Below are 12,161 nucleotides of genomic sequence, written 5' to 3' on the forward strand. Positions count from 1 at the left end.
GCGAAGGCTCGGATCGGAGTGGGACGGGATGCGGGTCAGAGCTCGAGTTCGAGGTCCGAGCGCGCGGCGCTGATGCACAACTGGATGAGTTCGTCGGGCGCCGAGGAGACCCGGCCGGTCAGCAGGTTCTCGACCGTGCCGCTGCGCTTGCGGCACTGGCAGCTCATGCAGATGCCGATCCGGCAGCCATGGCGCGGCTGCAGTCCGCCCGCCTCCGCGGCCAGGAGCAGGGGTGTGTCGCCCGCACTGGTGAACAGCCGTTCCGAGGCGGTGCAGCGCACCTGCATCTCGGCGTCGTCGGCGGCGCGCGGACGCGGCGGCAGGCCGAAGCGCTCGCGGTGCAGCAGCGCCTGCGCGCCGGCCTCCGCGTACGACGCCTCCACCCAGGCCATCATGGCCGCCGGTCCGCAGAGGAAGGTTGTACGCGCGGCGAAATCCGGCACCCGGGCGGCCAGCGCCGCGGCGTCCAGGCGGCCGGCGTCCGCGCTCCGGTGGCGCAGCAGGGTCAGCGCCGGCCACTGCGCCGCGAGCGCGTCGAGCTCGGCGCCGAAGATGGCGTCGGCCTCGTCGCGGCAGGCCTGCAACAGCACCACGTCGCCGTCGTAGCCGCGCGCGCGCAGGGCCAGCAGCATGGCGCGCAGCGGCGTGATGCCGCTGCCCGCGCCGATCATCAGCAGGCGCGGGGGCGCCGCCGCCGGAAGCACGAAGCCGCCCTGGGCCTGGCTCAGCGCGACCACGGCGCCGGGGCGCAGGTGCGCCTGCATCCACGCGGTGACCCCGGCGTCGGGCTGGCGCTTCACCGTCAGGCGCAGCGGGCCGCCGCGCGCCGCCGGCGCAGAGAGGCTGAAGGCACGCTGGCAGCGCCGACCATCGACCTCCATCCCGACCAGCACGTGCTGCCCCGCCTCGGCGCCGCGCCAGTGGCGGTTCGGCGCCAGCACGAAGGTCCGCACGTCCGGCGTCTCCTCGACCACCTCCAGCACCCGCGCACGGACCTGGCCCAGGGACCACAGCGGATTGAGCCACTGCAGCGCGCCCTCGATGGCGACCGGATCGTTGAAGGGCCGCAGCAGCGGGCTGCGGGCGAGCCGCCGCAGGCGACCGGGGCTCCGGGTTTGAAGGACGGCGCTCACGGCTGGCCCCGATATTGAGTGAACACATGTTCACTGATCCGGAGGCGGGGTGTCAAACCCGGCCGGAGGGGCGAGAAGCGAGACGTGAGGAGTGAGGAGTGAGGAGTGAGGAACGAGTGGTGTGACTGCTCGTTTCCTGCTTCCTTCCCCTGCCCCTCAAGCAGCGCGCCGCGCGCGCTCACCCCCATCCCGGCCTTCCCCCGCAGGCGGGGGAAGGAGCCGCTCATCGGCGAGGAGCGCGACATGAGGAGCGAGAAGACGCGGCCGCCACGCCCTCGTTTCTCACTCCTCCACACTCACTTCTCAGCTTCACCGCGGACAGCGGGGGAGGGTTGGGGAGGGGGCGCTTCTGCTGCCAGAAACGACAGATGAGGAGCGAGAAACGCGTGGTGCGACTGCTCGTTTCCGCGTCCTTCCTGCTTCTCAAGCAGCCCGCCGCGCGCGCTTCACCCCCATCCCGGCCTTCCCCCGCAGGCGGGGGAAGGAGCCGCTCGTCGGCGAGGAGCGCGACATGAGGAGCGAGGGACGCGAAGGGTGCGGCTGCCCCGCCCTCGTTCCTCACTCCTCCCCACTCACTTCTCGGCCGACCAGCCCCCTCCCCCGCGAAGAGCGGGGGAGGGCTGGGAGGGGGCGCTTCTGCTGCCAGAAACGACAGATGAGGAGCGAGAAACGCGTGGTGCGACCGCTCGTTTCCCGCTTCCTTCCCCTGCCCCTCAAGCAGCGCGCTGCGCGCGCTCACCCCCATCCCGGCCTTCCCCCGCAGGCGGGGGAAGGAGCCGCTCGTCGGCGAGGAGCGCGACATGAGGAGCGAGAAGACGCGGCCGCCACGCCCTCGTTCCTCACTCCTCCGCACTCACTTCTCGGCCGACCAGCCCCCTCCCCCGCGGACAGCGGGGGAGGGTTGGGGAGGGGGCGCTTCTGCTGCGAGAAGTGAGCGATGGGGAGCGAGGAACGCGTCGTGCGACTGCACGTTTCCCGCCTCCTTCCCCCGCCCCTCAAGCAGCGCGCTGCGCGCGCTCACCGCCAATCCCGGCCTTCCGCAGGCGGGGGAAGGAGCCGCTCGTCGGCGAGGAGCGCGACATGAGGAACGAGGGACGCGAAGGGTGCGGCTGCCCCGCCCTCGTTTCTCACTCCTCCGCACTCACTTCTCGGCCGACCAGCCCCCTCCCCCGCGGACAGCGGGGGAGGGTTGGGGAGGGGGCGCTTCTGCTGCCAGAAACGACAGATGAGGAGCGAGAAACGCGTGGTGCGACTGCTCGTTTCCCGCTTCCTTCCCCGCCCCTCAAGCAGCGCGCCGCGCGCGCTCACCGCCAATCCCGGCCTTCCGCAGGCGGGGGAAGGAGCCGCTCGTCGGCGAGAGGGGCGCGACATGAGGAGCGAGGGACGCGAAGGGTGCGGCTGCCCCGCCCTCGTTCCTCACTCCTCCCACTCACTACTCAGACTCCACCGCCCCCCTCCTCGTCCCGACGCCGCCCCTATACTGGCGCGCACCCGACGCGGCACTTCCGATGGCTCCTTCTTCCACCACGCGCACCCGCGCCGCCGCGCGCGATGCCGCGGACGCTCCGCCCACGCGCGACGAGCGCAAGCAGCTCACCCGTGCCCACCTGCTGGGCGCGGCGCTGCGGCTGATGGAGGACGGGCGCGCGTTCTCGAGCCTCAGTCTGCGCGAGGTGGCGCGCGAGGCCGGCGTGGTGCCCGCGGCCTTCTACCGGCACTTCCGCGACATGGAGGACCTGGGCCTCGCTCTCGTCGAGCAGGGCGGCGTGACCCTGCGCCGCCTGCTGCGCGAGGCGCGCCGCGACGGCATCCCGCCGCTCGACATGCTGCGCGGCTCGGTGCTGATCTACCACCGCTTCCTGCACGCCAACCGGCAGCAGTTCGCCTTCATCGCGGGCGAGCGCAGCGGCGGATCGCGCGCGATCCGCAACGCCATCCGCACCGAGGAAGGCCACTTCGCCAACGAGATGGCGCAGGACATGCGCCGGCTGGGCCTGTTCGCGCACCTGTCGATGCCGGCGCTGCAGATGGTCTGCGGCCTGGTGGTGACCACCATGCTCAACGCGGCCATCGACATCCTCGACCTGCCGCCGGGCCAGCCCAAGGCGGAGGCCGAGCTGGTGGACAACTTCGTGCGCCAGCTGCGGGTGATCCTGCTCGGCGCGCGCGCCTGGCGCGAGCGCACGCCCGTCTGAGCGCTCAGGCGTACAGCGCCTCGTAGCCCGCCGCGTCCACCCGCGCCAGCCCCATGCGGTCGAACTGCGCCCACATCGGGCGCCAGCGCGCGGCGTCGCGCACCATCGGCGCGACCAGCCGCGGGCAGGTGTCGGCGACGATGGCGTCCATCAGCGGGCTCGGTGCCTCGCCGGTGTGGGCATACCACAGGCGCGCGGCCTGCGCGGGATCGTCGCGGCAGAGGGCGGCGCCGCGGCCCACCAGCTCGCACACCCGTGCGACCACGTCCGGGTGCTCGGCGAGGAAGCGCGCGCCGGTGAACAGCTCCAGCGCCGAGAAGTTGGCCAGCCCGACCTCGCCGGTGGCCACGAAGTGCGCGTCGAGCCCCGCCAGCCGCGCCTCGACGCCCTCGAAGTTGGCGAAGCACAGCCAGGCGCCGTCGTAACCCGCGCGCATGTTGTCGAGGTGGGCGAAGCCGGCGCTCTCGATCCGCACCTGCCCGGGGCGGAAGTCGGCGCCCTGCTGGCGGCACCAGCGGTCGAGGATCTCGACGGCGATGGCGTCGGTCACCCCGCCGGCCACGGGCGAGGCCAGGCGGACCTCGCCGCCGTCGAGCAGGCGCCTGCCCGCGCCGCGGTCCAGCAGGATGCCGCCCTCGGTCTCGAAGAAGCAGCCCAGCGCGCGCAGCCCGGGCCGGTCCGCGTCCACCATGTGCAGCGGCTCGTTGCAGGAGAAGGCCACCGCGCCCTCGACGGTCGCGGCCAGCCCGTCGTAGTGGTCGTCCGGCGCCACGAGCTCGAGATCGAGGCCCGCATCGCGGAACCAGCCGAGTTCGATGCCGGCGATCAGCGGCAGGTGGTCGGGATTGAGGAACCACTCGAGGGCGAGGTCGATCTTCATCATGCGCGGACGGTCCACTGCGGAAGACCGCGCAGTCTAGAGCGTCCCGCCTCGTCCTGGGCGGAGTGCGGGGCCGCCCCTCGGGGTGTGCGAGGCGCTCCTACTTCGCGAAGAGCTGCCCCTCGATGTCGGCGAAGGCCTTGAACTCGAGCGCGTTGCCGGAGGGGTCGAGGAAGAACAGCGTGGCCTGCTCGCCAGGCTGGCCCTGGAAGCGGATGTGCGGCTCGATCACGAAGCGGGTACCGGCCGCGCGCAGGCGCTCCGCCAGCGCCTGCCAGTCGCGCATCTCCAGCACCACGCCGAAGTGCGGCACCGGCACGTCGTGGCCATCGACCGGGTTGTCGCCGGCGACCGGCGGCCGCACCGCCGCGCCGTCGACCTGGTGGCAGACCAGCTGGTGGCCGAACAGGTCGAAGTCGACCCAGCGCTCGGCGCTGCGCCCTTCCGGGCAGCCCAGGACGCCGCCGTAGAAGGCGCGTGCCGCGGCCACGTCGTGGACGGGAATGGCGAGATGGAAGGGCGTCAGGCGTGGCATGGCGTGGACCGGCGGACGGGCCCGCGAGTGTGCCGCAGGCCAGCGCGCGGATGCACGGCCCGCCCGGCACCCGCGGCGCCTATTCCAGCGCCGGCGCCGCGGCCTCCTCGCGCGCGCCGCGCACCGGCCACTGCAGGGTCCTGCTGGACAGGACGCGGACCCAGTCCTGCTCCACGGCATGCGCCGGGTCCTGCTCGACGAGCATGGCCGTCGCTCCGCGTGCGCCGGCCTGCCCCCACACGAGTGCCCAGCCGTCACGGCCGCTGCGCTTCACGGCGCGCAGGGCGGCGTCCGCAATGCGGACGCTCGTCTGCCAGGTGGACGCCTCGGCCTCAGGGAAGAACGGCACCGGCGCGGCCCCGACGGACACGGTCGCCGACACGCGACGCCCGTCGGGCAAGGGCACGCTGCCGTCGCGCACGCCGGCACGCAGGTGTTCGGCGAAGCGAGCCGCGCCCTCGGGCGTGGCCGCCGGCCGCACGATCAGGAACTCCTCGCCGCCCCAGCGCGCGACCATGTCGTCGGCGTCGCAGGCGTCGGCAAGCCAGCCGGCGACCGCGGCCAGCACCGCGTCGCCCTCCGCATGCCCGTACCGGGTGTTGATCGCCTTGAAGTGGTCCACGTCCACGAGGAACAGCGTGGCCCGCGCTGCGCCCTCCTGCGCCGGCAGCGCGGCGATGCGACGAAGCATCTCGCGGCGGTTCGGCAGCCCGGTGAGCGGATCGATCGTGCTGAGGCGCAGCAGGCGGCGGTTCACCCTGCGCTGGTAGGCAGCGAGCCCCGCACCGAGCAGGATCGCGGCGATCAGCGCTGCCCACACCATGCCGCGAGGGGGCGCGGCGCCCGCCGGCGTCGCGCGCCCGGCCTCGCCGGGCCGTGCGGCCGCGGCCTCCGCGCGTGCGTCCAGCGTCGCCAGCGGGCCCTGGTTCCGGCGCGCCATCCGCGCGGCGGCGAGTTCGCGCTCCCGGCGCAGGAGCGGAAGGGCCGCGGCTGGATCGCCCGCGGCCTCGTGGATGGTGGACAGCAGCACCAGCGCGTCCATCAGCTCGGTCTCGAAACCGCCGCCGTCCACCAACGCCAGGGCGCGCTCGGCCTGTTCCCGCGCGGGCGCGAGCGCGCCTGCGTCGAGGTGCAGGCGCGCCAGGCGCAGGCGGGTCACGCCCTCGCCCGCCGCGTCGGCGAGACGCTGCTGCTCGGCCGCCACCTCCTCGAACACCGCGCGCGCGCCGTCCACGTCGCCCTGCACGCGCTGGATCTCGGCCAGGTGGCTGCGCACCCGCGGCACCAGGCCCCGATCCGGATGCAGGGATGCCTGGGACAGCAGCCGCTCGAGTTCCGGGCGCGCCTCGTCGTGGCGCTCCACCCGCAGCAGCGTGTAGGCGTGGGCGTAGCGGGCGTCGACGTGCTCGCGGGTCTGCGGATGGGTGCGGTCGAGCACCCTGCGGAAGTACGAAAGCGCCCGCTCCAGGTCCCCGAGCTCCATGGCGTGAAGGTGGCCGATCGCCAGCAGCGCGCCGATCTGCCCACGCACGTCGTCGCGGCGCACGGCCAGGTCGTGCGCCTCGTTCATCCTCGCCAGCGATGCCTCGCTCCGCCCGATGTACTGCAGGAGGGGGCCGACGCTCAGCAAGGCCGGGGTCCGCTCGTCCTCCGGCAGACGGTCCGAGGCCAGTATCGCCTCGGCGGCGTCGACCGCCTCCGCCACGCCGTCGCGCTTGCCCTGCACCTGCTGCGCGAGGGCGAGGCAGATCGTGGCGCGGATCTCCACGCGCGGCGACAGCCCCTCTCGCGCGAGCAGGCGGCGCGCGATGCCCTCGCTGCCGGCCGGGTCGGCACGCAGGCCGTTGAAGCAGCGCCCCAGCTCGGCCTCCTCGGGCGTGAGCGCCGGAATCGTCTGCGCATGCGCCACCGATGCCATTGCCATCGCCATCGCGGCGAAGACGGAACACAGACGCTTCATCGAATCCCCCGGGGCGACCGCTCGGCGCGCAGGATACCCTTGCGGCCGCACGCCTTCATGCTGTCTTCGCATCCACCCCATGAACCCGCACCCCACGGCCCCGGAGACCGGCCAGGCGGCCTCCGCCTCCGGACCGCGGCGCGCGTCGACGAAGGCGCCGCGGCCATTCCGCGCGGAGGCGCCGGCCGACGTGCTGGAGGCGCGTCACGCGCCGATGCTGAAGGTCGTCCTGATCCTGAGCGGCCTCGCCCAGCCGCTGACGCTGGCCTACGGGCTGCTCGCGCCGACGGGACCGTCGATGGAGCCGTTCGGGATCGCGCTCGCGCTGGTCAACACGGCATTCGTCTGGATCTGCCTGGCGGTGCTGGTGGGCGGCAGGACGCGGCTCGCGAGCCACCTGTTCGTCGCCGGCACCCTGGTCCTGCTCAGCGTCGCCTATCTGCGCTGGGGCCTGCAGATGCAGCTCCGCTACCAGGCCAGCCAGCTGATCCCGGTGCTGGTGTGCGGACTGCTGCTCCGGCGCCATGCGCTGTGGGCCGCGATCGCCTGGCTGGTCGCGATCGTCCTGGCCGGCGCCTGGCAGGACGTCAGCCGCCACTACTTCGACCGCGACGCCGTCCGCATGGCGATCGAGAGCGTGCTGGGCTGCGTGTTCGCCTTCCTCGTCATCGGCATCGTGCTCGACCGCGCGGTGACGGTGCTCCGGAGCAGCCTGCACATCGCGGTCCGGCGCAGCAACGAACTGGCGCGAAGCCGCGACCGCCTCGAACGGGAGATCGCGGAGAAGGAGCGCTCGCAGGCCCGGCTCGTGCACGCGCAGAAGATGGAGGCGGTGGGGCGCCTGGCCAGCGGCATCGCCCACGATTTCAACCACCTGCTGTCCCTGATCCTCGGCTATGCGCAGCGGGGCCAGCGCGCGGCGCACCTGGACGACGCCACTCGCGCCCTGGACGGCGTCGTCTCCGCCACGCGGCGCGCGAGCGCGACCAGCCGGAAGCTGTTGAGCTTCAGCCGCCAGGAGCAGGCGCAGGTCGAGGTCTTCGACGCGATCCAGGCGCTGCGCGAGATGCAGCCCATGCTGCGACAGCTCTTCGCCCCGTCCGTGAAGCTCGCGCTGGAACTCGATCCCGGGCCCGCCCCCGTGCGCTTCGACCGTTCGCAGTTCGAGCTGATCGTCCTGAACCTCGCGGCCAACGCGAACCAGGCGATGGCCGACGGCGGGCGCTTCGTGCTCTCCGCCTGCGTGGACGGCGGCGAGCGCCTCAGGCTGCGCTTCACCGACACCGGCCACGGCGTGCCCGAGGACGTGCGCCCCCGCATCTTCGAGCCCTTCTTCACCACGCGCCCGAAGGGTCTGGGCGTGGGGCTGGGCCTGTCCGTCGCCGCCGATCTGATCCGCGAGCACGGCGGCGACCTCCTGCTCGAGCGCACCTCGCCCGGGGGCAGCACCTTCCTGATCGAGCTGCCCACGGTCGCCGCACCCGCGTGATCCAACCGCCAGCGGCATGCGGCGTCCGGCAATGCCTGCGCCTGGCCGCTCATGCGCCAGGGCATGCCCGCGCGGGCGGGCGTCGTCGTCTCCGCCGTGCGCGGCTGCTAGGCTGCGCGCCCGTCGCCCCAGGCCCGCCCTCGCCATGTCCGACCGCGCCCCGTCCACCGCCGCAACCCAGGCCGGCCTGTGGATGCTGCTGGCGGTCTTCCTGTTCGCGCTGATGGACGGCGGCATGAAGTGGCTGGCGGCGGACTACCCGCCGTTGCAGATCGCGGCGCTGCGGGGCGCCACCGCCTTGCCGCTGGTGTTCGCCTGGGTGCTGCTGCGCGGCCGCGCGCGCAGCCTGCTGCGGGTGCACTGGCGCCTGCACCTGGCCCGCGGCGCGCTGGGGATCGCCATGATGGCCGGCTTCGTCTACGGCCTGGCGCGGATGCCGATGACGACGGCCTACGCGATCGTGTTCGTCGCACCGCTGATGGTCACCGCGCTCGCCGTGCCGCTGCTGCGCGAGCGGGTCGGGCCGCGGCGCTGGACCGCCATCGTCGTCGGACTGGTGGGCGTACTGGTGGTGCTGCGGCCCACGGGCGAAGGCGTGGCGACCCTCGCCGGCCTGGTCCTGGTCGGCGCCGCCTTCTGCTACTCGCTGGCCGCGATCACCGTGCGCCTGCTCGCCCAGCGCGACAGCACGGAGGCCATGGTGTTCTGGTTCCTCGCGCTGCTGGCGGTGGGCGCGGGCGCGCTGGCGCTGCCGGGCTGGCAGCCGCTGCAGCGGGCCGATCTCGCCGTGGTGGCCGTGGTCGGCGTCGCCGGCGCGCTCGGGCAGGTCGCCCTGACCCACGCCTTCCGCCTGGGCGAGGCCTCGCAGATCGCGCCGCTGGAGTACAGCGGCCTGCTCTGGGTCGTCCTGCTCGACCTGACCGTCTGGCAGGTGCTGCCCGACGCGATGACCTGGGTCGGGGCGGCGATCATCGTCGCCAGCGGGCTGTACCTGCTCCGCCGCGAGCGCGCCGTGTCCGCCACCGCGCCGGCCGCCACGTCGGCCGGCGAGCACGGTTCGTGACGCGCCGCGACGCGGTACGTCTCTCCACTCACTCCTCCGCGGTCGCGGGCACCAGCGGGGCGTCCAGCTCCGCCGCGCGCGCGAAGGCGGGATGCGCGGTGACGCGGTCGATGTAGGCGCGCAGGACCGGCGTCGCCTCGACCAGGCCGAAGCCGGTGGTCCAGCGCAGGCCGGTCCCCCAGAGGATGTCGGCGGCGGTGAGGCGGTCGCCGAGGATGTAGTCGCCGCGGCCGAGCTGCGCGGCCAGGGTGGCGATCATGCTCTCGTAGTCGCCGTAGGGCGAGGTCGAACGGTCCAGCGGCGGGCGCTGCTTGGCGCGGTCCACCACCGCCGGCTCGAAGGCGGCGCCGTAGAACGCCATCCAGCGCAGGTAGGGCCCGCGCAGCGGGTCGCCGATGGCCGGCGCGAGCGCGGCCGCGGGGAAGGCGTCGGCGAGGTGGATGAAGATCGCGACCTGCTCGGTGACGACGGCGCCGTCGTGCACCAGGGCCGGCAGCTTGCCCATCGGATTGACGGCGAGGAAGGCGGGATCGCGCTGCTGCCCGGCCTGGATGTCGACGTGTTCGATGCGGTAGGCGACGCCCAGCGCCTCGAGCAGGATGCGCACGCCCGCGGAGCGGGACCAGGGGTGGTGGTAGAGGACGATGTCGTTCGCGGCCATTGGGCGGCTCCGGCTGGGTGGGGACTGCGCGCAGGCTACGCCGCATTGCGGACGGTTCCCGTCCTCGATAGCGTGCACCGATGCTCTCCACCTCGGCCCGCCTGCTCCGCCTCGTCAGCCTGCTGCAGTCCCGGCGCCACTGGCCGGGGCGCGCGCTCGCGGACCGGCTCGGCATCGACCCGCGCACGCTCCGGCGCGACATCGAGCGACTGCGCGAACTCGGCTATCCGGTGCAGGCCTCGGCCGGCGTCGGTGGCGGCTACGCGCTCGGTCGCGGCGCCGACCTGCCGCCGCTGGCCCTCGACGACGAGGAGGCGGTGGCGCTCGCCATGGCCCTGCGCGCGGCCACCGCAACCATCGGCGGCATGGAGGACACCGCGCTGCGGCTGCTCGCCAAGCTCGACCAGATGCTGCCGACCCGGCTGCGCCGCCGCGCGAGCGCGCTGCACGGCGTGACGCTCTCGGTGCGGATGGGCGAGGCGCTCGTCGACAGCGGCGTGCTGACGGCGCTGGCCACGGCCTGCCGCGACCGGCGCGTGGTGCGTTTCGGCTACCGCAGCCACGACGGGACCGGAAGCGCCCGCATCGCGGAACCGCTGCGGCTGGCGAACTACGGACGGCGCTGGTACCTCGTCGCCAGAGACCGAAACCGCGACGACTGGCGCACCTTCCGGGTGGACCGCATCGACGGCCTGGCCGAGACCGGCGAATGCTGCCCGCCCTGCAGCGAGCCCACCGCGGAGGTCGCCGCGCGCATCGAGGAAGGCATCGCCTACGCCCCCTTTCCCTGCCGCGCCACCCTGCGCCTGCGCGGGCGCGCCGAGCGCCTGGCCGCGGAGATCCCCGCCTGGTGCGGGGTGCTGGAGCCCGAGGACGAGGCCCACTGCCTGCTGCGGGTGGGCGCGGAGACGCCGGATGCCCTGCTCGCCCAGATCGCCTTCATCGGGCGCGAGGCCGAGCTGGTCGAGGGCCACCAGCACCTGGACGCCCTGCGCGCCGCGGCGGACCGCCTGCAGGCGCTGCTGGCGGACGCGCCGCCGGCCCGCGCCGCCGGCAGGCTCAGGCCGCGCGCGGCACCGGCGCGTCCGCGCTGATCATGCCCTCGGCACGCAGCTCCTCCCAGACCGCGTCCGGAATGGCCACGCGCATGCTCTCGGCGTTGGCCGCGGCCTGCGCCGCGTTGCGCGCGCCGGGCACGATGGCCGAGACCACGTCCGGCGCCGCGGCGAACTGCAGCGACACCGTGCGCAGGTCCACGCCGTGGCGGGCGACCACGGCTTCGGCGCGGGCGCGCTTCTCCTCCGCGTCCGGCGGCACCGGCTGGGCGCCATAGAGGTAGCGGTCGCGCCCGGCGAGGAAGCCCGCCAGCAGCGGCGAGCCGAGCAGGACCGAGACGCCGCGCTCCTGCAGCGCGGGGAAGGTCTCGCGCAGGGCGCGCTCGTGGTCGAGCAGGGCGTACTGGCAGGCCAGCAGGTGGATGTCCGGATCGGCCACCTCGGTGCAGCGCAGCGCGGGCTCCGGCGTGTTGACGCCCATGCCCCAGGCCCTGATCAGGCCCTCCTCGCGCATGCGGGTGAGTTCCGGGAACGCGCCGCGCTCGGCTTCCGCGAAGTGCTCGGTCCAGCGCTCGCCCATGTCGCGGTTGTCGGGCGAGAGGTCGTGCACCAGCACGATGTCGATGCGCGAGATGCCCAGCCGCTGCAGGCTGTCCTCGACGCTGCGGCGCACGCCGGCGGCCGAGTAGTCGTAGCGGTAGTCGAAGGGCGAGGCGTCCTTCCAGTTCGTCTCCGGCGGTTCGGTCGTCGCGGTGAGCAGCCGCCCGACCTTGGTCGCGAGCACGTACTCGTCGCGCGGCTTGTCGTGCAGGAACTGCCCGAAGCGGCGCTCGCTCAGCCCCAGGCCGTACCAGGGCGAGGTGTCGAAGGTACGCATGCCGCCGTCCCAGGCCGCCTGCAGCATGTCGCGGATCTCGGCGTCGGTGTTGGCGCGCCAGTTGTTGCCGGCGGGCGCGCCGCCCTGGCCGATGCGGGTGACCGGCACGAAGCGCCGGAAGTCGCGCCCCGCATTGGTCGGCAGCGGGCGCGCGCCCGTGCGGCCCTGCGTGCGCATCACGTCACCCACCTGGGTCTGAGCGGACGCGAGCAGCGGCGCGGCGGCAAGGGCGGCACCGCCCGCGGCGGCGGCGGCGAGGAAGCGGCGGCGTGTCGTCATGGCGGACTCCTGTCGGCGGCGGACGCTGCGGCGA

General features: G+C 74.0%; 10 protein-coding genes. 4 read left to right on the forward strand and 6 right to left on the reverse strand.

The features are described 5' to 3' along the window. Positions 1-35 precede the first annotated feature (35 nt). Positions 36-1,133, reverse strand: a complete 1,098-nt coding sequence (locus ACFO3Q_RS02030; RefSeq protein ID WP_377002927.1) for a ferredoxin reductase — start codon at positions 1,131-1,133, stop codon at positions 36-38. A 1,508-nt stretch (positions 1,134-2,641) separates the two neighbouring features. Between ACFO3Q_RS02030 and ACFO3Q_RS02035 the strand changes: the two genes are divergently transcribed. Continuing rightward, positions 2,642-3,328, forward strand: coding sequence for a TetR family transcriptional regulator (locus ACFO3Q_RS02035; RefSeq protein ID WP_377002929.1), 687 nt, complete (start codon positions 2,642-2,644; stop codon positions 3,326-3,328). 4 nt (positions 3,329-3,332) lie between these two features. Here the strand turns inward: ACFO3Q_RS02035 and ACFO3Q_RS02040 are convergent, their stop codons facing one another. From ACFO3Q_RS02040 to ACFO3Q_RS02050, 3 genes are all read right to left on the reverse strand, one after another. Next, a complete protein-coding gene (locus ACFO3Q_RS02040; RefSeq protein ID WP_377002930.1) occupies positions 3,333-4,211 on the reverse strand; it encodes an ABC transporter substrate-binding protein in 879 nt (292 codons plus the stop codon). Positions 4,212-4,308: 97 nt separating this feature from the next. Further along, positions 4,309-4,743, reverse strand: a complete 435-nt coding sequence (locus ACFO3Q_RS02045; protein ID WP_377002931.1) for a VOC family protein — start codon at positions 4,741-4,743, stop codon at positions 4,309-4,311. Positions 4,744-4,822: 79 nt separating this feature from the next. Beyond that, positions 4,823-6,703, reverse strand: a complete 1,881-nt coding sequence (locus tag ACFO3Q_RS02050; protein ID WP_377002932.1) for a diguanylate cyclase — start codon at positions 6,701-6,703, stop codon at positions 4,823-4,825. A 79-nt stretch (positions 6,704-6,782) separates the two neighbouring features. Here ACFO3Q_RS02050 and ACFO3Q_RS02055 point away from each other — a divergent pair, with 79 nt between their 5' ends. Beyond that, positions 6,783-8,192, forward strand: a complete 1,410-nt coding sequence (locus ACFO3Q_RS02055) for a sensor histidine kinase (protein ID WP_377002933.1) — start codon at positions 6,783-6,785, stop codon at positions 8,190-8,192. Between the two features lie 145 nt (positions 8,193-8,337). Then, positions 8,338-9,255 (forward strand): DMT family transporter, encoded by a 918-nt coding sequence (locus ACFO3Q_RS02060; protein WP_377002934.1) that lies wholly within the window; start codon positions 8,338-8,340, stop codon positions 9,253-9,255. Positions 9,256-9,283: 28 nt separating this feature from the next. Here the strand turns inward: ACFO3Q_RS02060 and ACFO3Q_RS02065 are convergent, their stop codons facing one another. Further along, positions 9,284-9,916 carry a glutathione S-transferase family protein gene (locus ACFO3Q_RS02065; RefSeq protein WP_377002935.1) on the reverse strand — a complete coding sequence of 211 codons (633 nt, stop codon included), beginning with the start codon at positions 9,914-9,916 and terminating at the stop codon, positions 9,284-9,286. A gap of 80 nt (positions 9,917-9,996) precedes the next feature. On the opposite strand from ACFO3Q_RS02065, the gene ACFO3Q_RS02070 reads away from it, so the two are divergent. Beyond that, positions 9,997-11,010: a helix-turn-helix transcriptional regulator gene (locus tag ACFO3Q_RS02070; RefSeq protein WP_377002936.1), complete on the forward strand. Its 1,014-nt coding sequence runs from the start codon at positions 9,997-9,999 to the stop codon at positions 11,008-11,010. On the opposite strand, the gene ACFO3Q_RS02075 is transcribed toward ACFO3Q_RS02070, so the two are convergent. Next, on the reverse strand, positions 10,976-12,127 hold the full coding sequence (locus ACFO3Q_RS02075) for an aldo/keto reductase (protein WP_377002937.1): 1,152 nt from the start codon (positions 12,125-12,127) through the stop codon (positions 10,976-10,978). The genes ACFO3Q_RS02070 and ACFO3Q_RS02075 overlap by 35 nt on opposite strands. Positions 12,128-12,161 lie beyond the last annotated feature (34 nt).

The organism is Coralloluteibacterium thermophilum (genome assembly GCF_042654365.1).
GTDB lineage: Bacteria > Pseudomonadota > Gammaproteobacteria > Xanthomonadales > Xanthomonadaceae > Coralloluteibacterium > Coralloluteibacterium thermophilum.